The sequence below is a fragment of the Mesorhizobium sp. LNHC221B00 genome, from assembly GCF_000502935.1.
Taxonomy (GTDB): Bacteria; Pseudomonadota; Alphaproteobacteria; order Rhizobiales; family Rhizobiaceae; genus Mesorhizobium; species Mesorhizobium opportunistum.
Map to the genome: position 1 here is coordinate 346,956 of NZ_AYWR01000002.1, position 21,323 is coordinate 368,278.

Below are 21,323 nucleotides of genomic sequence, written 5' to 3' on the forward strand. Positions count from 1 at the left end.
GCCTCCGGACAGCGGTTCCTTCAGGCGGCGGAACGGCGTCCCGGGGTACCCGGCGGTTCGTGGCCGATCGGCGTCACCAGCGTCACATCCGGGTAGCCGTTCTCGATCAGCTTGACCGCGGCCTGCGCCACCTCGTCGTCGGGCTCGAGCATGGACAGGAACACCTCGGTGGCATCGCCGCCCAGACGGCTGATGCCTTGTGCGTCGGCCGGTCCGCATTCGACCACCACCAGATCATAGGCCGTGGTCAGCGACTGCATGATGATCGGCAGCCGGTCGGCGGCGCGCATGGCGCGGACCGGATCGGCGGTGCCGACCGGAATGACGTGGCAGTCGGAATAGAGATCGGCATGGATCACGTCGCTGAACTGCGCCTGCGAAGCGAGCAGATCGGTGATGCCGGGGAAAAGCCCGCTGTCCAGCATTGGCCGCGAGGCGGCGCCCGAGGCGGTGAGGTCTAGCAGCAGGACGCGCAGGCCGGCGTCGGAAACCTCGCGCGCCACCAGGATCGCCGATGCGGCCGCCTCGTCGCCTTCGGGCGAAACGAATATGGCGCGCGCGGCCCCGCTCGCGATCAGCTTTTCAGCCGCCTTCTCGATGTCGATCTCGCCGAGCACCGAGCGCGGCCGCGCCGCCACAACAGGCTCGGGCTCTGGCACGGATTCAGTCTCGGCGACAGGCTCGGCAGCTGGCCGCGCCTCCGGATCCGAGATCGTTTCGGGGGGCCATGGCGTCTCGGCGGCACGGTTGGCGGGCTCGCTGGGGATCAGCGGTTCCAGGCGGCCGGATGGCTCGGAGCGAGCTGTCGCCGGCATCGCCACCTCATCGATCGGCTCGAAACGGGCGCCACTGGCCGGGCGCATGGCGCGGCCCGAAAAGAGTTCCTGCAACAGCGTGAGCACCGCCATCAGCAGCAGCGAGGCCGCGAAGGCCGCGCCGACGATCGGCCCGATCTTGGGGAAATAGGCTTCCGAAGGCACCGAGGCCTTCGAGACGATCCTGGCGTCGACCGGCAGATATTTGCGATCCTGGCGCGAAGCCGCCTCGCGGTAGTTGGTGAGATAAAGTTCGAGCTGCTGGCGCTTGGCCGCCGCATCGCGCTGCAATGCGTCGAGATCGACCTGCTGTTCACCGGCCTGGGCCGACGCCGCCTTCAACGTGTTGACGTCGGCGACAAGCTGGTTCTCACGGGCCTTGGCGGTCTCGGCCTGCATCAACAGGCCCTTCATCACCTTCTGGGCCTCGCTGCGGATCTGTGCGTCGAGATCGGACAGCTGCGATTTCAGCGCGCGAATGCGCGGATGATTGTCGAGCAGCGTCGTCGACAGATCGGCGATGTTGGTGCGCAGTTCGACCTGACGCTCGCGCAGACGCTGGATCAGGTCGGATGACAGAACTTCCGGCACCGCGTCCAGCGAGCCGCCATTCTGCAGCGCCTTGCGCACACCGTCGGCTGTCGCTTCGGCCGCGGCGCGATTGGCGCGCACTTTCGACAGTTCGCTCGACAATTCCGAAAGCTGCTGGGTGGCGAGCACCGAATTGTTGCCGCCCATCAGAAGATCGGACTGCGCGCGATAGGACGCGACCTTCGCCTCGGCATCCTTGACCTGCCGCTGCAGGTCGGCGATCTCCGGCGCCAGGAAGTCGGCGGCGGCGTTGTTCGATTCGAGCTTTGCCGCGCCTTGGCCGGCAATATAGGCGGCGGCAATGTCGTCGGGTATGGCGGCCGCGAGCTTCGAATCCTCCGATGAGAACTCGATGGCGATGATGCGGGTCTTCTCGACGCCATAGACGTTGAGCTTTTCGTGCATTTTCTTGAGCACGCGCTCTTCCGTCGGAATTTCCATCGGATCGCTTTTCAGTCCGACCAGGACCAAAAGGCGGCTCAGCGGCGACATGTCGAGCGCATCGTTGAACTCGGGCAGTTTCTCCAGGCCAAGCTTCTGCGCGACCTGCTTGAGGATTTCGTTGGAGGAAATGATCTGGACTTGGGTGGCGACGCCCTGTTCATCGAGAATCGGCTTGTCGGTGTCGCTGTTGTTGCTGGCCGGCCGCGTGTATACGGATTCGCGCGGCACGATCTCCACCTGCGTCTCCGCCTTATAGTGCCGGGTTGCCAGCGACGCCAAGGCGAAGGCCAGCCCCGTCACCACCAGAACGACAAGCACTGTGCGCAGCCAACGCCTCGCCAGGCTGGCGAAGAGCTGCTTGAGGTCAACATCGACATCTGCGGCCGCGGACTGAACGGACATGCATCCCTACTCCGAAACTGGGTCAGGATGCACCGTAAACAACTATGGTAACTCAGCCGTTAAGACCAAGGTAAGCTCTCGTTAGGACTTGCTGGCGAGCGGCAAGAAAAAAACGATAAAATATCAAAATCCTTGCCGGCGCGGACGGTATCGGCCGGCTCCTTTACCGGCCATTAACCCTAACAGGATGATAACGAGCCTCGATATCAGATGTTTGCTGCGACGCCGCAGCGGCCAGTCGAAGGTACGTGTCCGGTCATGAAAAGCACTGCTTCCCTCTTTCGCGCGCTGCTTGCCGTATCGATGCTTGCCGGCTGCTCCAGCTACCGGCCGACGCCGGCGGCCTTCCATGAGGTCCTCGACCAACCCTATCGTCTCGGCGCCGGCGACCGCGTCCGCGTCACGGTGTTCGAACAGGACGGGCTGACCAACACCTACAGCGTCGACCAGTCCGGCTATCTCTCTTTCCCGCTTGTCGGCGCCATACCTGCCCGTGGCCACACCGCGCAGCAGATGGAAAAGGAGATCGCCGACAAGTTGCGGCAAGGCTATCTTCGCGATCCCGATGTCTCCGTCGAGATCGATCGTTACCGGCCGATCTTCGTCATGGGCGAAGTGGGCGCCGCTGGCCAGTATTCCTACGTGCCCGGCCTGACCGTGCAGAAGGCCATCGCCATTGCCGGAGGCTTCACACCGCGCGCCAACCAGGAGAGCGTCGACATCACCCGCGACATCAACGGCAAGGTGATGACCGGCCGCGTGGTCACCTCGGATCCACTGCTGCCCGGAGATACCGTCTACGTCCGCGAACGACTGTTCTGACTGGCACCACGTGGCGGACAAGCTCAGGATCGTCCACTGCTTTCGTTCACCCGTTGGAGGAATTTTCCGGCATGTGCGCGACCTGACCGAAGCCCAGGTCGCCGCCGGCCATATGGTCGGCATCGTCTGCGATTCGACCACCGGCGGCGAATTCGAGGAGCGCCTGTTCGAGCAGATGAAGGACGTGCTGGCGCTCGGCATCCATCGCACGCCGATGCAGCGCCATGTCGGCCTGGGCGACCTCGCCTCGGCCCGGCGCACCTACAGGATCATCAAGGAATTGAAGCCGAACGTTCTGCACGGGCATGGCGCCAAGGGTGGTGCCTATGCCCGTCTGTTCGGCTCATTGTTGCGGGTATCAAGGTCTCGCGTAGCCCGCCTCTATTCGCCGCATGGCGGCTCTCTCCACTATGACGAGAGCACCGTCACCGGAAAGCTGTTCTTCGCGCTCGAGCGCATCATGGCGCGCTTCACCGATTGCCTGTTGTTCGTCTCCGACTACGAGCGGCTGACCTATCGCAGGAAGGTCGGCGAGCCGCCGATCCCGAACACGCTGGCCTACAATGGACTTCGCGCCACCGAATTCGAACCGGTTGTCCCCAGCGCCGACGCGGCGGACCTGCTCTACATCGGCATGATGCGGGACCTCAAGGGACCCGACATCTTCATCGATGCCCTCGCCCTCGCCGGACCCCGGCTCGGCCGCGCGCTGAGCGCGGTGATGGTGGGCGACGGCGACGACCTGCCGCGCTACCACGCACAGGTGAAGCGTCTCGGTCTTGAAGGCCATGTCCGCTTCCTGCCGCCGATGCCGGCCCGGGAGGCGTTTGTGCTGGCGGCGCTCGTCGTGGTTCCCTCGCGCGCCGAAGCCATGCCCTACATCGTGCTGGAAACGCTTGCCGCGGCAAGACCCATGATCGCTACCTCCGTCGGCGGCATACCGGAGATTTTCGGGTCAAACTCCCCTGCCCTGATCCGACCCGACCCGACCGAACTCGCCGACAAGATGAGCCAGGCGCTGACCGATCTTGCCGCCTACAGCAAGCTGATGCCCGACGATGCCAGCCTCAGGTCGCGCTTCGGAGCCGACGTCATGGCCGCCGAAATCGAGAAGGCCTACTTCGCCGCGCTCGACAAGTAGGCTCAGGCCCTTCCAAAGCCATGCGTTGTTTCAAGGGTTTCTTAGCTCTCTTTTGCTAATCACCCTGGGGAAGCTTGCGGACTGTTCCATGAATGAGATCGACCCCGCGCGCCGCTTTTCACCAGAAGCAGTGCGTAAACTCGACATCCCGGCCGATGGCAATGTGCCCGGCGGCATGAACGACGTTGCCCGGCAGGTCGCCTCGCAGTACCGGCGGGACACGATGTCGCCGATCATGGTCAGCGGTGTCCTGCGCATGGTCGAATTCGGGGTGCTTCTGGTTTCGGGGCTCTGCGTCTATTTCCACTATGTCGGGTTCTTCAACTATCTCGCCTGGCAATATCCGCTGACGATCGCCGCCGCGTCATTCCTGGCCGTGGTGCTGCTCGACGTCACCGACTGCTACCAGGTCGTGTCCCTGATGCGGCCCATCGCCAATTTCGGCCGCATCCTGCTGGTCTGGGCCGGCGCCTTCGCGCTGATGGCCTTGACGGCCTTCGCCATGAAGATGTCGCAGGACTATTCGCGCCTGCTGTTCGGCACGTGGTTCGTCGTCGGCTTCGTCTGCCTCTTCAGCCTCAGGCTGGTGATGTCGCGGCTGATCCGGCGCTGGGCACGCGATGGCCGCATGGAGCGGCGCGCCGTCATCGTCGGTGGCGGCAAGGCGGCGGAAGTCCTGATCCGCTCGGTCGAGAAGCAGCCCTACAACGACATCCGCATCTGCGGCATCTTCGATGACCGCAACGACAAGCGCTCGCCGCCGCTCGTCGCCGGTTATCCCAAACTCGGCACCATTTCCGAGCTGATCGAATTCGCCCGCATCGCGCGCATCGATATGCTGATCGTGTCGCTGCCGCTGACCGCCGAATCGCGCGTGCTGCAGCTTTTGAAGAAACTGTGGGTGCTGCCGGTCGATATCCGCCTGTCCGCGCATTCCAACGCGCTGCAGTTTCGCCCGCGCGCCTACTCCTACATCGGCTCGGTGCCGATGCTCGACATCTTCGACAAGCCGATCAACGACTGGGATTCGGTCGCCAAGCGCGCCTTCGACATCATCTTCAGCCTGATCGGCATCGTCGTGTTCTCGCCCGTGATGCTGGCCACCGCCATCGCCATCAAACTCGACAGCAAGGGGCCGGTGCTGTTTCGTCAGAAGCGGCATGGTTTCAACAACGAGATCATCGAGGTCTACAAGTTCCGCTCGATGTACACGGACCGGTCGGACCCGACCGCCAAGCAGACGGTGACCCGCAACGACCCGCGCGTCACCCGTGTTGGCCGCTTCATCCGCAAGACCTCGATCGACGAATTGCCGCAGTTCTTCAACTCGCTTTTGGGCTCGCTGTCGCTGGTCGGTCCGCGCCCGCATGCGATCGCCGCGCAGTCGCACAACCTTCTCTACAACGAAGTGGTCGACGGCTATTTCGCCCGCCACAAGGTCAAGCCCGGCGTCACCGGCTGGGCGCAGATCAATGGCTGGCGCGGCGAGATGGACACCAACGAGAAGATCCGCATGCGGACCGAATACGACCTTTACTACATCGAGAACTGGTCGCTGCTGTTCGATCTCAGGATCCTTTTCCTTACACCGATCCGCTTGCTCAACACGGAAAACGCCTATTGAGCGCGACCTCCTTCGAGCTGCCGCAGGCCGCCGTCAACGCCAAGCTGATCGCGATGATCTCTTCGGGGGCGGTCGTGCTGGGCATCCTGCTGTCCGGTTTCGTCATCAGCGAACCGGCGCCCTATGAACTCTACATGGCCGGGCTGATCGCCATCTGGGCTCTTTTCGGCCTCAGGATTTCCCGTGCGGCCCTGCCGCTGCTGGTGCTGCTGGTGACGATGAACATCGGCGGCATGATTTCGATGACGCAGATGGCGGATCTCGCCAACACGCCGCTCTACCTTGCCGTGTCCCTGTTCCTCGCCTTCAGCGCGGTGTTCTTCGCCTCGGTGACAGCCACGCAGCCAGGCCTCTATCGGCCGATCTTCATTGCCTATGTGATCTCCGCTGTGATGACCTCGCTGCTCGGCATAGCAGGCTATTTCCATGCCTTCCCCGGCGCCGAGATGTTCACCAAATACGACCGCGCCGCCGGCGCCTTCCAGGACCCGAACGTATTCGGGCCATTCCTGGTGCTGCCCGGCATCTACCTGCTCTATTTGATCCTGACCGGCTCGGTTTCGCGCATGCCGCTGCTGGCGGTGCCGCTGCTGATCATCACCGCCGGCATCTTCTTCTCGTTCTCGCGCGGCGCCTGGGGCATGTTCGCGGTTTCGGCGGTGCTGCTCACCGGCTGCCTGTTCCTGCAGAGCGCCAGCGGCATGTTCCGGCTGCGCGTGGTGATCATGACCGTCGCCGCGCTGTCGCTGCTGACGATCGCCATCATCGTCATCCTGCAGCTGCCCGGGGTGTCGGAAATGTTCTCCAACCGCGCGCACCTCGAACAGAGCTACGACACCGCCCGCCTCGGCCGCTTCGCCCGCTACGCGATCGGTTTCCAGATGGCGATGGAGCATCCGTTCGGCATCGGGCCGCTGGTCTTCGGCACGATCTTCGGCGAGGACACGCACGACATCTGGCTGAAGATGCTGATGGACTATGGCTGGCTCGGCTTCGTGTCGTTCCTGACGCTCGTCCTGTGGACGATCGCCGCCGGGTTCCGCATCCTGCTGCGCGACCGGCCGTGGCAGCCCTATCTCTTGTGCGCCTATGTCGCCTTCATCGGCAATGTCGGGCTTGGCACCTTCATCGACATCGACCACTGGCGCCATATGTACCTGCTGCTCGGCCTGATCTGGGGCGCCATCGCGCTCGAATACCGCCATCAGCGGTTGTTGCGGCCGGTATTGCGCGGCTCACCGACACCTGCGATCGCGGCAACATAATAAACGCCGAATTTCGGTTGACCCGAGCGGGGTTATCACGATACATCGCGACCGGTCCGGAGTGTAGCGCAGCCCGGTAGCGCACTTGACTGGGGGTCAAGGGGTCGTCGGTTCGAATCCGGCCACTCCGACCATTATTTCCTTGCAATCCCTAGTTTTTGTCGAAGGTGCCGGAAGGCGCCTTTCTCCAAACCGACCGATATCGCTTAGCGGAGCCAGACAATGGCTGATGGACAATGCGCCGTATTAGCTAATGCCACCACTCGTCGTTACCCGCCGCAGCTATGCAGTATTGCGAGTGCGACGGAAGCGATAATAGGTAAAAGCTTAAACACCTCTTCACGAGAGAGGTACCACCATGGCCGGCTCGGCTTTTTGGAAGGGCGCACATAAATCTCCATTGAAAAAAATTCATGAAGATCATTCCGGTGCGATTTCTTATGTGTCGCGATTCTCACCCCCCCTTGCAAGAGCACGTCTAACGGATTATTTAGGAATCTGGTTCGTGCGACTTGAAATATTTGCTAAGCAATTGATTTTTCTTAATTAACAACTGATTTTCATCACCCGCTATTCACAGGCTGATGCGGGTTGGATTCAGATTCGTACTAGCCGCTTGTCGAGCACCTACCGTAAACCTTGGAAACGCTACGCAAAAATTGCTTGGCGATCGCACTCCATGGCCATGCATCGAACCGATGGAGGCCTTAAGCATCGCTTGTTTCAGAATTGAATTCGGCGCCTATCCCTGGCAGACATCGACCCACTCGGCACCTGTAAGCTCAACCATCCTCCGCGGCGCAATCCGCACGGCGGCGTTGGTGGCGCCTGCTGCAGGCACAACCTCTTCGAATTCGCGCAGCGACACGTCGCAATAGACCGGCAGCGGCGCCGGCAGGCCGAACGGGCAGACACCGCCGACCGGATGGCTCGTGGCGGCGACGACTTCCTCCGCGTCCAGCATGCGCGGCTTGCCGGCGAACTGATCCTTGAATTTGCGGTTGTCCAGCCTTGCGATGCCGCTGGTCACAACCAGCATGGTGCGGTCGCCGACTCGAAGGCAGATCGTCTTGGCGATCTGCGCCGGCAAGACGCCATGCGCCTGCGCCGCCAGCGTCACGGTCGCCGAACTCGCTTCGGTGACGATGACCTCGATGTCAGGCGCATGAGCGGCGAAGAACGCACGGACGGATTCCAGGCTCATATCGAAAACCCCAGGGTTCAAGGATGCCGCGCACATAAACACGTGCGATTTGCAAGTCGGCAAGCCCGGCCGGCAGTAAAACCCCAACAAGAAACCCGCCAAGGGGCCTTGGCGGGTTTCTCGGGCATGCCTAGCACTGGTTTATGCCAAGGGTCGACCTTGTGCGGCCGGAGTGGTGGCTGCCGAAGCAATGAGAGTGTCCTGAGGAAGCCGAAGCGCGGACGCAATACGACGCAGCTTCGCCGGATCGGCTGCCCTGCCGTTCTCGATGTCCTCGATTTCGTCGACCGACAGGCCGCACGTCAAGGAAAGCTCTTCCAAACTGTATCCGCGGGTTTCCCGCATGGCCTTGAGGGCACTGTAGTCTTGCCCGATCTCACTGGCTAACGGTTCGGAGAGGGCATGGCTTTTTGCATTTTTGGGCATTGGCAACTCCGTTGGCTGAAAGAGTTTGATCAAAATGGGATGTTGCCTGAGACGATGGGAAGATGCCCGCTCGGCGGCGATTTGCCAAGTCCCAAAAAGACCGTCACGCTATCGTGAAGCAGGGGGTCCGCGCGGCGCCCCGGCCACCTCGTCCCGATCAAGTTGCTTTGAACGCCGAAGCGCCTTTTGCTCGGCATTTTGGCCACGCCCATTCGTTGTCCTGGCGTTGCTGGCATGAAAGCCGATCGGCTCCGCCAGCCTTTTCCTGGCCAGTCTTTTCCTGGCCAGCCTTTTTTCCTAGAAGGACATACGCAAATGAAGCTCAAGACATCCCTCCTCGTGCTCGGCACGATTTCCATGCTTTCCGGCGCCGGCGTGGCTGCCGCCCAGGCGGCGGATGCGCTGCGCGTGCGCGGCACGGTCGTCAGTTTCGAGCCGTCGCTGCTCACGGTGAAAACCCGCCAGGGTGAAACCTCGGCGATCAAGCTCAATGCCGGCTGGAAGGTTTCAGGCGTCGCCAGCGCCTCCATGAAGGACATCAAGCAGGGCGACTTCCTCGGCATCGCCTCCGTCTCGAAGGCGGATGGCGGCAGCGGCGCGCTGGAAGTGGTGGTCTTTCCGGCAGCTCTGAAGGGCACCGGCGAGGGTGATCGGCCATGGGACCTGCAGCCGAACAGCCGCATGACCAACGGCACCGTCGCCGACGTCACCGACATCAACGGACGAGCCGTCACGCTGACCTACGACAACGGGCAGACCAAGAAGATCTCGATACCCGACAGCACGCCTGTAGTGACCTTCGCTCCGGCCACGCCGACCGATCTCAAGCCAGGCGCAACGGTCTTCGTCACCGCGCAGCGCGAGGCCAACGGCACACTGAGCTCCAGCCGCGTCGTGGTGGGAAACAAAGGCGTGGTACCGCCGATGTAGTGGAAACCCGCGGCAAAACGCGGCTTTTGGCCTGCGCGGTGAAGACGGTGAAAGCCTGGATTCCCGGAAATAGTCCAGAAACAAGATTCTACAATCGGGAAATACTGACGAAAAAATCAGGGAGCGTAATCGCCATCGCGGCGGTCGGGTTGTCGGCCCGTTTCATACCTGTCCGCGAAAAGAAGGAAACGATCCATGAAGAAGTCCCTCCTCTCCGCCCTCGGGCTTGCAGTCGCACTTGCTTTCACGGTGCCGGTAATCGGTGCAACAAGCGCTGATGCGGCCCCGATGGCAAAGCATCATCGTCACCACCATCATCATCGCCACCACCATCGCTATCACCGTCACCACCACCATCATCACCACCACATGAAGAAGATGGGCAACAAGGCCTAAGTACCGGGATTGCCAATGAGAAGACCGGCCTTGGCTTCCCTGTTCAAGGCTGGTCTTCTCCTGATTCAAGAGGCTCGATTGCGGGCCGTATCGATCCGGCGTTCGCCGGCGACATCGGCGGCTCTGGCGGTTCGACCGATCCGCGTTCCTGCGGCGGCGCCACAAAGGTGCCGTGGCCGACGCACTTCGCGCTCGGCTCGCATGGACGCGCCTCAGCGCCGGCTGAACAGCAGGCTGGCAACCAGGCCGAGCACCACAAGACCGACCGCCGCGGCCGCCGCCGGATGGTCACGGGCCGATTTTTCGATCACCCTGCCCTGCTTGCGGATCGCCGGCATGGCATCGCGCAGGCGTCCGGCCAGATCTGAATAGGTGTCGAGCGCGGCGTCACGACCGTCTTCGTAGTAAGCGCCGCTCCGTTGGGAGACGGCCTTTTTCAACGCCGCCAATTCCCTGGAGAGGGCCGCGACCTGCCTGTCGAGGTCAATGTCCGAGAGGGTCGAGAACGATGCCATGACGTGCTTCCTTCATTTGCAGAAGGAAACGTAACGCCTCACCCGCAGGCGGGTTCCGGTTTGCCCACCGGAGCCTTCGTGCGCCGGTCAGCGCACCTGGTCGAGCAGGCGCTTGCATTCCAGAAGGTCGAACAGCGCCTCCTGCAGCAGCGCGCGGTTGTCGCGCGAGAGTTTCGACGCGTCCGGCTGGACCGGACCTTCCTCATCGCCCTTGCCGAGGCCGAAGAAGCGCCGGCTGGGCTTGACCCTTGGCTGGCCAACCAGTTCATCGTCCCCGCCGCGTGGCTGCGCCGCCGGAGTCAACGGCACCTGGTCCGCCTGCTTGCGTTGCGAGATCGCCTCGACGGCGGCCATGTCGCCATTGCCGATGGCGACCAGGAAATGATTGCCGTTTTCGCGCAGCAGCTTCTGCACGCCTTTGATCGTGTAGCCCTGGTCATAGAGCATGTGACGGATGCCCTTGATCAGTTCGACGTCCTGCGGGCGGTAGTAGCGGCGGCCGCCGCCACGCTTCATCGGCTTGATCTGGTTGAAGCGCGTCTCCCAGAAACGCAGCACATGCTGTGGCAGGTCGAGATCTTCGGCGACCTCGCTGATGGTACGGAAGGCGTCAGGGCTCTTGTCCATGGGCGAAATCCTCACGCTGGAGCGTGATCCGGAACGGTCTTCAGACGGGATCACGCTCAACCAAGAGAAAGCTCATTCCGTTTGCGCGGAATGGATCTTACGCAGAACACCAATCCGGCCATGCTGCCGAATCAGTTCTTATTTCAGCGGTTTGTGAAACAATATTCAAGCCCGGTGTCATGGCGGGGCCGGTTTTCAACCGTACAATGGACGCACCTTGGGAGGCTACTTGCCGCCCTTGGCCTTGCTGTTCTGGTGAGAACGCAGGATGCGGTTCTTCAGCACGTTCGACGACTTGAAGGTCATTACCCGGCGCGGCAGGATCGGCACCTCTTCACCCGTCTTGGGATTGCGCCCGATACGCTCGTTCTTGGAGCGGACATGGAATGTCGCGAATGACGATAATTTCACCGTCTCGCCACGAACGATGGCTTCGCAGATTTCATCCAGCACCGCTTCGACAAGCTCCGCGGATTCAGTCCGCGACAGACCGACCTTTCGGTAGACGGCCTCGGCAAGGTCGGCGCGCGTAAGTGTCTTTCCCCCCATGCGACCGTCCCATCAGTTCAAACATAAAATCGGCACAACAGCCGCAGAGCCTAAGTAATTGATCCGGCAAGGTCAAGGACCGAAACCGGACCGTTTGGCAACTTACCAACGAACCAGAACAGCGCCCCAGGTGAAGCCGCCGCCCATCGCTTCCAGGAGCACGAGGTCACCCTTCTTGATGCGGCCATCGGCAACGGCCACCGACAACGCCAGCGGTACGGAAGCAGCCGAGGTGTTACCGTGCAAATCGACGGTAACCACCACTTTTTGGTCATCTATCCCGAGCTTCCTGGCGGAAGCGTCAATAATTCGTTTATTGGCCTGATGCGGCACGAACCAATCCAGGTCGGCGGCCGTGATGCCGGCGTCCGAGAAGGTCGCCTCGATGACGTCGGTGATCATGCCGACCGCATGCTTGAAGACTTCGCGGCCTTCCATGCGGAGGTGGCCGACCGTTCCCGTGGTCGATGGGCCGCCATCGACAAAAAGCTTGTCCTTGTGCGCCCCGTCGGAGCGCAGGCTGGCCGCCAGAACGCCACGGTCGGCGATCGTGCCGCTGCCCTCCCCGGCTTCCAGAACCAGGGCGCCGGCGCCGTCGCCGAACAGCACGCAGGTTGAGCGATCGCTCCAGTCGAGAATGCGTGAAAAAGTCTCCGAGCCGATCACCAGCACGCGCTTGGCCAGGCCGCCACGGATGTAGAGATCGGCCGTCGTCACCGCATAGACAAAGCCGGAGCACACCGCCTGCATGTCGAAGGCAAAGCCGTGATGCATGCCAAGCCGGTTCTGGATGTCGACCGCGGTGGCAGGGAACGTGTTGTTGGGCGTCGAGGTCGCCAGCACGATCAGGTCGATGTCGTCCGGCGTCAGCCCGGCATCGGCTAGTGCCGCGCGCGCCGCGGCCTCACCCAGGGAAGCCGTCGTCTCGTCGTCGGCCGCGATGTGGCGCTGGCGGATGCCGGTGCGCTGGGCAATCCACTCGTCCGAGGTTTCGACCATGCCTTCGAAATCGGCATTCTTCATGATGCGGTGGGGCAGCGCGGCACCGGTGCCGCGCACGACTGATCTGATCAAAGTTCTTTCCTATTCCTTCGCGTCGATAACGACGTCGGATTTCCTAGATGTCAGGGCATGCGGGTTGCGCGCATGAAACAGGTCCAGGTCGGCCTCGATGCGGTCGAGCAGATTGTTGCGGACCATGTCATAGCCGAGTTCGATCGCGGCGGCGAACCCGTCCGAATCAGCACCGCCATGGCTTTTGACGACGATGCCGTTCAAGCCCAGGAAAACGCCGCCGTTGGAGCGGCCGACATCCATCTTTTCGCGCAGTCGATCGAAGGCGCCCTTGGCGAAGACGTAGCCGATCTTGGCCATCAGGGTACGGCTCATGGCGGCGCGAAGATAGCCTGCAATCTGGCGCGCGGTGCCCTCCGCCGTCTTCAGCGCGATATTGCCGGCGAAGCCTTCCGTCACCACCACGTCGACCGTACCTTTGCCGATATCGTCGCCTTCGACGAAGCCATGATAGTTCATCGAGGCCATGTTGGCCTCGCGCAGCATGCGCCCCGCTTCCTTGACCTCTTCCTGGCCCTTGATCTCTTCCACGCCGACATTGAGCAGGCCAACCGTCGGCCGAGCGATGCCGAAAACGGAGCGCGCCATGCCGGTGCCCAGAATGGCAAAATCAATGAGCTGGTGCGCATCGGCGCCGATGGTGGCGCCAACGTCCAGAACCACGCTCTCGCCGCGCAATGTCGGCCACAATGCCGCGATCGCCGGGCGATCGATAGTGGCCATGGTGCGCAAGCAGAATTTCGACATCGCCATCAGCGCACCGGTGTTGCCGGCGGAGATGCAGGCGTCCGCGGCGCCCGACTTGACCGCTTCGACCGCCTTCCACATCGACGATTTCCAGCGGCCATGGCGCAACGCCTGGCTCGGCTTGTCGTCCATCCTGACCGCGATTTCGCAGTGGATGAACTCGCTGACCTCGGCCAGTTTGGGAAATTTGGCCAGTTCGGCACGCACCAACTCCTCACGCCCGTAGATGACGAAACGGATGTCGGGACGGCGGGTCGCGACCGTCATGAGCGCCGGAATGACCACGGCTGGTCCGTGATCGCCGCCCATGGCATCGATGGAAATCCTGATCACGCGTTATTCATCTCACGGTTATCCGGCAGGTCGCTTTAGTGGTCGCAAAGGTTCGGCGAAAATAGCGGTTTTGGGCTTTCACACAACCGACTTTTCCGTCGCCGTCGCGGTTTTCAGGATTTTCCCAGCAAGGATCGCAGTTTTTGCTGAAATTCGTTCTCCGCCGGTTCGGTATCGCCGCCGGCATCCAGCGCCGCGCCCGACTTGCGCGGATAGGGGTCGATCGCCAGGCCGAAGAACTGTTCGGCGAGAGCCCCGATATCGATGGTGTCGCCGGAAAACGTTTCGGGACTGTCGGGTCCGTCCGCATCGAGCAGTATTTCGCCGCCGCCTTCGAATCCCTGCCGTCCAAGCTTGGAGTCCTCGGGCAGCAACAGTGCCTCGACCGGCTCATCGATATGGGCCTCGACGGGCTCGAGCGTGACGATGCAGGCCTGGGTGATGTCGGCCTCGACGCGGCCGCTGACCTTCACGCCATTGCGCTTCCAGGAGACGACCAGTAGCTCGGCTCGATAGGCTTGGACGGATAGCAGCCCATGCTCCTCGGCGAGCGCGGCGCGCTGCGCCGCGTCGGCCTCTATCACCACGGGCAGCCCCTTATGCGGCAGACGGGCGACATTTGCGAAAAAGGAAACCGGGCTTTGCGGATCGGCATGTTTCATCGATCAACCTCCCTTGCGAGCGGAAAAGCCACCGTGCCGGAAACGATTGATTCGGACGGCTGCGCGGCCAGCTGCCGACGGACATCGGCGACATAGTTGGCCAGTTGCGATGCCCGCGGCCACGTGCCGGCATCGGGCCGGATATTGCGGGCAAGTGCCGCGGTCAGCCCGTCGTGATCGTTTCTCTCCAGCGCATCGTCATAGGCAGCGGTGCGGCCATAATACATCTTGGCCAGTTTCTTCATGCGTTTGGGCACACCGACATCGCCAATGCCCAGTTCGCGCAGCGAATGATCGACGTCGAGGAAGAACTCGTCGATCAGCACCTGCGCGACCTCTTGCGCCGCGCCGCCCTCGCCGCGCAGCCGATGCTGGAACAGGAACATGTGCAGCGAAAGCATCTCGAACCGGCCGAGAGGCGTGTCCGGCACATTCCACTCGGAATAAAATGCAGTCTGCCGCGCCGCCGCCACGATTTGTGCGTAAAGCGCGTCGGTGATGGCGCGGTTGGCGTGGCGTTCGCGGCCAAAAAGGCGCTGGAACATGGGGATGGTCTCCGGGGACCGTTTGTTGAATGGCCTTGTTGCAACGGCAAGCAAGCTGGTTTACCGGTTTTGCGGCCCAGCGCAAGTTGCGGCGATGTAATGGAGAATTGTTGTTGCGCGCGCTGAATTTCAAGTCGACCTTCACTTCCGGGCCCGCCGGCGCGATCTCGCTGCTGCTTGTCGTTTCGGCATTGTCGGCATGCCACACCAACAAGATGATTGGCGATCTCAGTCCGAGCGAGACGCTGACGCAAGGATATGTCTACGACCAGCAGGCGGTCGATTCGGTGCCCGTCGGGTCCAGCCGCGAGCAGGTGCTTCTGGCGCTTGGCACGCCGTCGACCACGGCCACTTTCGACAATGAGGCGTTTTACTACATCTCGCAAACCCGCAAACGCTATGTCGCCTTCGACAAGCCGAGACTGATCGACCAGAAAGTGCTGGCGGTCTATTTCGGCGATGACGGCCGCGTCACCCAGATCGCCAATTACGGCTTGAAGGACGGCAAGGTTTTCGACTTCATCTCCCGCACGACGCCGACTGGCGGCAAGGACCAGAACTTCCTCAGCCAGATCATCAACGGCGCCAGCAAGCTGGCGCCCGGCATTCCCGGCGGCGGTACTCCCTGATCTTCAGATCCTGCCTTTCCTTTTGGGGAGGGCAGCACCATCTCAGGCGACCAAAAGCCCGCGGGAGCGATCCTGCGGGTTTTTGTTTTGGTCAGGAACGGTCTGCCAACAACCGGGCAAGCACCAGACGGCTGGATGGCCCACCCGCACACCCGATCGGCAAACCGTGACACCCGACAGGCTCTCCCAATAAAAATCCGCGGGGATCGCTCCCCGCGGATCTTCTTTTCAAAACGCTGGCCGCTCAGCCGTGCGCGAGCACGGCCAGCAGCAAGAGGGCGACGATGTTGGTGATCTTGATCGCCGGATTGACCGCCGGGCCGGCGGTGTCCTTGTAGGGATCGCCGACGGTATCGCCGGTCACCGAGGCCTTGTGCGCCTCGGAGCCCTTCAGGTGCTTGACGCCGTTCTTGTCGGTGAAACCGTCCTCGAACGACTTCTTGGCGTTGTCCCAGGCGCCGCCGCCTGAAGTCATCGAGATGGCCACGAACAGGCCATTGACGATGACGCCGAGCAGCGAAGCGCCGAGAGCTGCGAAGGCGGACGCCTTCGAACCCGAGATCAGCAGCACGCCGAAATAGACGACGAGCGGCGCCAGCACCGGCAGCAGCGACGGGATGATCATTTCCCGGATCGCCGCCTTGGTCAGGAGATCGACCGCGCGTGCGTAGTTCGGCTTGGAGGTGCCGGCCATGATGCCCGGATCCTCGCGGAACTGCTTGCGCACCTCCTCGACGATGGCGCCCGCCGCGCGGCCGACGGCCGTCATGGCGATGCCGCCGAACAGATACGGGATCAGGCCGCCGAAGATGAGGCCCGCAACCACGTAGGGGTTGGAGAGGTCGAAGGAGATTTCGCCCATGCCCTGGAAGTAAGGATATTTGTCGCCATTGGCGGCAAAGAACTTCAGGTCGTTCGAGTACGCGGCGAACAGCACCAGCGCGCCGAGGCCGGCCGAACCGATGGCATAGCCCTTGGTCACGGCCTTGGTGGTGTTGCCGACCGCGTCGAGCGCGTCGGTGGAGTGGCGCACTTCCTTGGGCAGGCCAGCCATTTCGGCAATGCCGCCGGCATTGTCGGTGACCGGGCCGAAGGCGTCGAGCGCGACGATCATGCCGGCGAGGCCAAGCATGGTGGTGACGGCGATCGCGGTGCCGTAGAGGCCGGCGAGCTGGTAGGTCGAGATGATGCCGCCGACGATGACGATGGCCGGCAGCGCCGTCGATTCCAGCGAGACCGCGAGGCCCTGGATGACGTTGGTACCATGGCCGGTCACCGACGCCTGGGCGATCGAGTTGACCGGGCGCTTGTTGGTGCCGGTGTAGTACTCGGTGATCACCACGATAAGGCCGGTCACCACGAGGCCGATCAGGCCGCAGATGAACAGGTTCTTGCCGGTGATGGTCATGCCGGCGACGGTGCCGACCTCGCCCCAGCCGAGCGTTGCCGAGGTGGCGACGGCGAGGCCGACGATCGACAGCAGGCCGGTGACGATCAGGCCCTTGTAGAGCGCGCCCATGATCGAGCCGTTGGAGCCGAGCTTGACGAAGAAGGTGCCGACGATCGAGGTCAGGATGCAGGCGCCGCAAATGGCGAGCGGATAGAGCATCGCGGCACCCAGGATGGCGGTGCCGCCGAAGAAGATGGCGCCGAGGACCATGGTGGCGACGACCGTCACCGCGTAGGTTTCGAACAGGTCGGCGGCCATGCCGGCGCAGTCGCCGACATTGTCGCCGACATTGTCGGCGATGGTGGCCGGGTTGCGCGGATCATCCTCGGGAATACCGGCTTCGACCTTGCCGACCAGATCGCCGCCGACGTCGGCGCCCTTGGTGAAGATGCCGCCGCCGAGACGGGCGAAGATCGAGATCAGCGACGCGCCGAAACCGAGCGAGACCAGCGAGTCGATGACGATACGGTCGTTGGGCTCAAGGCCCATGAAGTGGGTCAGGATGAGATAGTAGATCGAGACGCCGAGCAGGGCGAGGCCCGCAACCAGCATGCCGGTGATGGCGCCCGACTTGAAAGCGATGTCGAGGCCGGCGGCGAGGCTGTTGGATGCCGCCTGCGCGGTCCGCACATTGGCCCGCACCGAAACGTGCATGCCGATGAAGCCGGCGGCGCCCGACAGCACGGCGCCGATCAGGAAGCCGATCGCGGCGGTGATGGAAAGCAGCCACCAGGCGAGCACGAGCACGACCACGCCGACGATGGCGATGGTTGTGTACTGGCGTGCCAGATAGGCTTGCGCGCCTTCGCGGATGGCGGCGGAGATTTCCTGCATGCGTGCATTGCCCTGATCGGACGCGAGAACCGAACGTGTCGCCCAGATGGCGTAAAGGACAGAAAGCAGACCGCAGGCGATGACGGCGGAAATAATTGTCATTGCCGGATTTTCCTCGATTGATGGCCCAAAAGAACCCCTCCCTGGGCCGTTGAGACAAAGACCGGATCCGCGAACGGAATCCGCCTCTTCGCAGCGGTGTATGCGAAACAGGGTCGCGAACGTCAAGATATTGTTCGTTTTTTGCCCGGCTTTCGCCCAAAAGACAAAAGCCGCGACGGTCCTGCCCGTGCGGTCTTTCATTTAGATCGATTGAAATGACGCAAGGGAATCATTCCGACGAGCCCGCCAGCGCCCACAAGAGCTACTCCGCCTCGCGTCCCATGCGCCGCGCCGCGTAGTGCTCGACGGCCGACAGGCCGTCATAGATCAGCACGGCCAGTGCGGCCACGATCAGGCCGCCCTGCAGGATGAAGGCCAGGTTGTTCGACAACAGGCCGGCAATGATGACCTCCCCCAGCGTCCTGGCGGCCACGGTCGAACCGATGGTGGCCGTGGCCAGGCTGATCACCACCGACAGCCTGATGCCGCCAAGGATGATCGGCGCGCTGAGCGGCAGTTCGACCTTGGTCAGCCGCTGCCAACCAGTCATGCCGGCGCCGCGCGCCGCCTCGACGACGTTGGCTGGGAGCGTTGTCAGCCCGGTGAGCGCATTCTCGAAGATCGGCAGCAACCCGTAGAGAAACAGCGCGATCAGGGTCGGCTTCTCGCCGAAGCCGACCGCCGGCACGGCGAGCGCCAGCACCGCCACCGGGGGAAAGGTCTGGCCGATGTTGACCAGGCTGCGCGACAAGGGCAGGAATTCGGCGCCGGCCGGCCTGGTGACGAGAATAGCCAGGGCCACCGCGACGATGGTCGCCGCGACGGTGGCGATCAGCACGGTGCGCAGATGCAAAAGCGTCAGCGTCAGCAGGCTGCCCTGGTTGTAGATTGCGGGAGCATTGTTTTCGGTCAACGGTTTCAGCAGCGGCTCGAACCAGCCTGGATTGGTAACGAAGGCAACGAGCAGCACCACCAGCGCAAGCCTGAGCAGCAAAGGCAGCCAGGCCTTCATGCCGGCCTCGCCGCGCGCTTGACCAGCCCGTCCACCGTGACGCGGCCGAGCGGCTTGCCGTCGGCGCCTTTCACCGGCAGCGCCGGCCGGCCCGACCAGAGGAGTTCAGCCAGCGCATCGCGCTGGCTGGCATCTCCGGGGATCGCCTCGCCATCGGCGGCGCCCTTCTCGACAGCGTCGCGCACCCGCCCGAGCGACAACAGCCTGAATGGCCGTTCGCTGGCGCCGACCAGGGTCTCGACGAAGCTGCTGGCCGGGTTTGCCAAGATCTCGGCGGGTTTGGCGTATTGCACGAGCTTGCCGGCATCCATGACGGCGATCTTGTCACCCATATGCACGGCCTCCTCCATGTCATGGGTGACAAGGATGATGGTGGTGCCGAAGCGTTTCTGGATGGCCAGCAGGTCTTCCTGCGCCTTGGTGCGGATGATCGGGTCGAGCGCGCCGAACGGCTCGTCCATCAGCAGCACGTTGGGTTCGGCGGCGAGCGCGCGGGCAACGCCGACGCGCTGCTGCTGTCCGCCGGACAATTCGTGCGGGTAGCGCGGCCCGAATTCCCGCGGATCGAGCTGGTAGAGCGTCATCAACTCGTCCACACGTGCATCGATACGGGACTTGTCCCAGCCGAGCAGCACCGGCACGGTGGCGATGTTCTGTGCCACGGTTCGATGCGGAAACAGGCCATGGCCCTGGATGGCATAACCGATGCTGCGGCGCAGTTCGTAACCGGGCACCGAGCGATTGTCGGCGCCGTCGAGCTTGATGATGCCGGCGGTCGGTTCGACCAGCCGGTTGATCATGCGCAGCAGCGTCGTCTTGCCGGAGCCCGAGGTGCCGACAATGACCGCGATGGTGCGTGGTTCGATGACCATCGACACGTCGTCGACCACCGTTGTCGCATCGTAGCGCTTGGTAATGCCTTCGATCTCGATCATGCCGTTTCAACCCTGCGCTTGGTGGCGGTCATTTCGATCACCGCATCGAGGACGATGGCGGCGGCGAAGGCGAGCGCCACGGTCGGCACCGCGCCGAGCAGCACAAGGTCCATCGCCGTCTGGCCGACGCCCTGGAAGACGAACACGCCAAAGCCGCCGCCGCCGATCAGTGCCGCGATGGTGGCGAGGCCGATGTTCTGCACCAGCACGATGCGGATGCCGGTCAGGATCACCGGAAAGGCCAGTGGAAACTCGACGCCGAACAGGCGCTGGCGTTCGGTCATGCCCATGCCGCGCGCCGCATCGTTGGCGGCACGCGGCACCCCGGCGAGGCCGACCACGGTGTTGGCCACCACCGGCAGCAGCGAATAGAGGAACAGGGCGACGAAGGCAGGCGCGGTGCCGATGCCGCGGATGCCGAGCGCGGCGGCTCCCGGCACATGCGTGGCGACCCAACTGAGCGGCGCGATCAGCAGACCGAACAGCGCGATCGAGGGAATGGTCTGAATGATGTTGAGCACGTTGAGCACGGCGGCCCGCAGTCTTTCGACGCGATGGCAGAGGATGCCGAGCGGCAGGCCGACGACCACCGCGGCAAGCAGGGAGCCGAGCGCCAGGGTCACATGCTTGGAGCCTTCGGCCCGGAAACTGTCGGCGCGGTTGGCGTATTCCTTGAGGATGGAAAGGTCGTTCCAGGCCCCCGACACCAAAAGCAGGCCAATGGCCGCGGCGGCGGCGACCAGCACGCCGACACGGGCCGAGGGCGACAGCTTCAGGCGCGTCAACACGTCCGCCAGCAAAAGCGTGAAGGCGAAGATGAGTATCCAGAAACCGGAGGCCGGCGACACCCTGGCAAACGTGTTGCCGGCCGGCGTGAGAAACGTGCCGGCAACGCCGACAAGCACCGCGAGCGCGGCCAGCGCCACCACGCTGGCGGCAAGACGCAGCACGAGTGGCGTCCTGAACAGTGCGACGAGCGCTGCCGCGACCACGATTGCCAAAAGCAATGGCCCGGTGATTGCTGGCAGCGCCTCGAGAATCGAGCGCGCCTGGCCGGGGACGATGCGGTTGGCGCGGAACGTGGCAAGGGGGGCAAGGAACGCCGCGTAGGCCGCGATCGCGGCAATGACCACGCCGAGCTTGTCGAAGCGCAGGGTCATGGTACGCGGCCGTGCAGAGCGGCGGCCCCTTTGCGCGAGGCGCCCCCCTCTGGCCTGCCGGCCATCTCCCCCTCAAGGGGGGAGATCGG

At 63.1% G+C, this 21,323-nt stretch carries 21 protein-coding genes and 1 tRNA gene; 8 read left to right on the plus strand and 14 right to left on the minus strand.

The window, feature by feature from the left end; translation table 11 throughout:
- Window positions 1–20: 20 nt before the first annotated feature.
- On the minus strand, window positions 21–2,252 hold the full coding sequence (locus X741_RS162065) for an exopolysaccharide transport family protein (RefSeq protein WP_023776346.1): 2,232 nt from the start codon (window positions 2,250–2,252) through the stop codon (window positions 21–23).
- 258 nt (window positions 2,253–2,510) lie between these two features.
- On the opposite strand from X741_RS162065, the gene X741_RS162060 reads away from it, so the two are divergent.
- From X741_RS162060 to X741_RS162040, 5 genes are all read left to right on the plus strand, one after another.
- On the plus strand, window positions 2,511–3,074 hold the full coding sequence (locus X741_RS162060; RefSeq protein ID WP_013532220.1) for a polysaccharide biosynthesis/export family protein: 564 nt from the start codon (window positions 2,511–2,513) through the stop codon (window positions 3,072–3,074).
- 10 nt (window positions 3,075–3,084) lie between these two features.
- Window positions 3,085–4,215 carry a glycosyltransferase gene (locus X741_RS162055; protein ID WP_023776347.1) on the plus strand — a complete coding sequence of 377 codons (1,131 nt, stop codon included), beginning with the start codon at window positions 3,085–3,087 and terminating at the stop codon, window positions 4,213–4,215.
- An 88-nt stretch (window positions 4,216–4,303) separates the two neighbouring features.
- The gene (locus tag X741_RS162050; protein ID WP_023764091.1) at window positions 4,304–5,839 is read left to right on the plus strand and encodes an undecaprenyl-phosphate glucose phosphotransferase; all 1,536 of its coding nucleotides are present in this window, start codon (window positions 4,304–4,306) and stop codon (window positions 5,837–5,839) included.
- Entirely contained in the window at window positions 5,836–7,104 is a 1,269-nt protein-coding gene (locus X741_RS162045; RefSeq protein ID WP_023776348.1) for an O-antigen ligase family protein, read from the plus strand. Before X741_RS162050 ends, X741_RS162045 begins: the two co-directional genes overlap by 4 nt.
- Window positions 7,105–7,161: 57 nt before the next feature.
- Window positions 7,162–7,238: transfer RNA gene (locus X741_RS162040), tRNA-Pro, on the plus strand.
- Window positions 7,239–7,846: 608 nt separating this feature from the next.
- Here X741_RS162040 and X741_RS162035 read toward each other — a convergent pair.
- Entirely contained in the window at window positions 7,847–8,308 is a 462-nt protein-coding gene (locus tag X741_RS162035) for a YbaK/EbsC family protein (protein WP_023776349.1), read from the minus strand.
- Window positions 8,309–8,449: 141 nt separating this feature from the next.
- Complete coding sequence (locus X741_RS162030; RefSeq protein ID WP_023764088.1) at window positions 8,450–8,734, minus strand: helix-turn-helix transcriptional regulator; 285 nt, start codon at window positions 8,732–8,734, stop codon at window positions 8,450–8,452.
- Window positions 8,735–9,049: 315 nt separating this feature from the next.
- On the opposite strand from X741_RS162030, the gene X741_RS162025 reads away from it, so the two are divergent.
- Window positions 9,050–9,664 (plus strand): hypothetical protein, encoded by a 615-nt coding sequence (locus tag X741_RS162025; protein WP_023776350.1) that lies wholly within the window; start codon window positions 9,050–9,052, stop codon window positions 9,662–9,664.
- A gap of 195 nt (window positions 9,665–9,859) precedes the next feature.
- The gene (locus X741_RS1000000170270) at window positions 9,860–10,060 is read left to right on the plus strand and encodes a hypothetical protein (protein WP_084018278.1); all 201 of its coding nucleotides are present in this window, start codon (window positions 9,860–9,862) and stop codon (window positions 10,058–10,060) included.
- Window positions 10,061–10,272: 212 nt separating this feature from the next.
- On the opposite strand, the gene X741_RS162020 is transcribed toward X741_RS1000000170270, so the two are convergent.
- The 7 genes from X741_RS162020 to X741_RS161990 form a co-directional block, all read right to left on the minus strand.
- Window positions 10,273–10,575 carry a hypothetical protein gene (locus X741_RS162020; RefSeq protein ID WP_013895973.1) on the minus strand — a complete coding sequence of 101 codons (303 nt, stop codon included), beginning with the start codon at window positions 10,573–10,575 and terminating at the stop codon, window positions 10,273–10,275.
- Window positions 10,576–10,662: 87 nt separating this feature from the next.
- Complete coding sequence (locus X741_RS162015; RefSeq protein WP_013895974.1) at window positions 10,663–11,202, minus strand: MerR family transcriptional regulator; 540 nt, start codon at window positions 11,200–11,202, stop codon at window positions 10,663–10,665.
- A 225-nt stretch (window positions 11,203–11,427) separates the two neighbouring features.
- Window positions 11,428–11,751 carry an integration host factor subunit alpha gene (locus tag X741_RS162010; RefSeq protein WP_010915609.1) on the minus strand — a complete coding sequence of 108 codons (324 nt, stop codon included), beginning with the start codon at window positions 11,749–11,751 and terminating at the stop codon, window positions 11,428–11,430.
- Window positions 11,752–11,853: 102 nt separating this feature from the next.
- Window positions 11,854–12,825 (minus strand): beta-ketoacyl-ACP synthase III, encoded by a 972-nt coding sequence (locus tag X741_RS162005; protein WP_013895975.1) that lies wholly within the window; start codon window positions 12,823–12,825, stop codon window positions 11,854–11,856.
- Window positions 12,826–12,834: 9 nt separating this feature from the next.
- Window positions 12,835–13,905, minus strand: coding sequence for a phosphate acyltransferase PlsX (plsX, locus tag X741_RS162000; protein WP_023776352.1), 1,071 nt, complete (start codon window positions 13,903–13,905; stop codon window positions 12,835–12,837).
- Between the two features lie 113 nt (window positions 13,906–14,018).
- Window positions 14,019–14,567, minus strand: coding sequence for a DUF177 domain-containing protein (locus X741_RS161995; protein WP_023776353.1), 549 nt, complete (start codon window positions 14,565–14,567; stop codon window positions 14,019–14,021).
- Entirely contained in the window at window positions 14,564–15,112 is a 549-nt protein-coding gene (locus X741_RS161990; protein WP_023776354.1) for a ubiquinol-cytochrome C chaperone family protein, read from the minus strand. Before X741_RS161990 ends, X741_RS161995 begins: the two co-directional genes overlap by 4 nt.
- A gap of 113 nt (window positions 15,113–15,225) precedes the next feature.
- Between X741_RS161990 and X741_RS161985 the strand changes: the two genes are divergently transcribed.
- On the plus strand, window positions 15,226–15,741 hold the full coding sequence (locus X741_RS161985; protein WP_023764079.1) for an outer membrane protein assembly factor BamE: 516 nt from the start codon (window positions 15,226–15,228) through the stop codon (window positions 15,739–15,741).
- Between the two features lie 244 nt (window positions 15,742–15,985).
- Here the strand turns inward: X741_RS161985 and X741_RS161980 are convergent, their stop codons facing one another.
- From X741_RS161980 to X741_RS161965, 4 genes are all read right to left on the minus strand, one after another.
- Window positions 15,986–18,127: a sodium-translocating pyrophosphatase gene (locus tag X741_RS161980; RefSeq protein ID WP_013895982.1), complete on the minus strand. Its 2,142-nt coding sequence runs from the start codon at window positions 18,125–18,127 to the stop codon at window positions 15,986–15,988.
- Window positions 18,128–18,389: 262 nt separating this feature from the next.
- Window positions 18,390–19,139: an ABC transporter permease gene (locus tag X741_RS161975; RefSeq protein WP_023776355.1), complete on the minus strand. Its 750-nt coding sequence runs from the start codon at window positions 19,137–19,139 to the stop codon at window positions 18,390–18,392.
- A complete protein-coding gene (locus X741_RS161970; RefSeq protein WP_023776356.1) occupies window positions 19,136–20,074 on the minus strand; it encodes an ABC transporter ATP-binding protein in 939 nt (312 codons plus the stop codon). The genes X741_RS161975 and X741_RS161970 overlap by 4 nt, the downstream gene beginning before the upstream one ends.
- Window positions 20,071–21,234, minus strand: a complete 1,164-nt coding sequence (locus tag X741_RS161965; RefSeq protein ID WP_023776357.1) for an ABC transporter permease — start codon at window positions 21,232–21,234, stop codon at window positions 20,071–20,073. Before X741_RS161965 ends, X741_RS161970 begins: the two co-directional genes overlap by 4 nt.
- Window positions 21,235–21,323 lie beyond the last annotated feature (89 nt).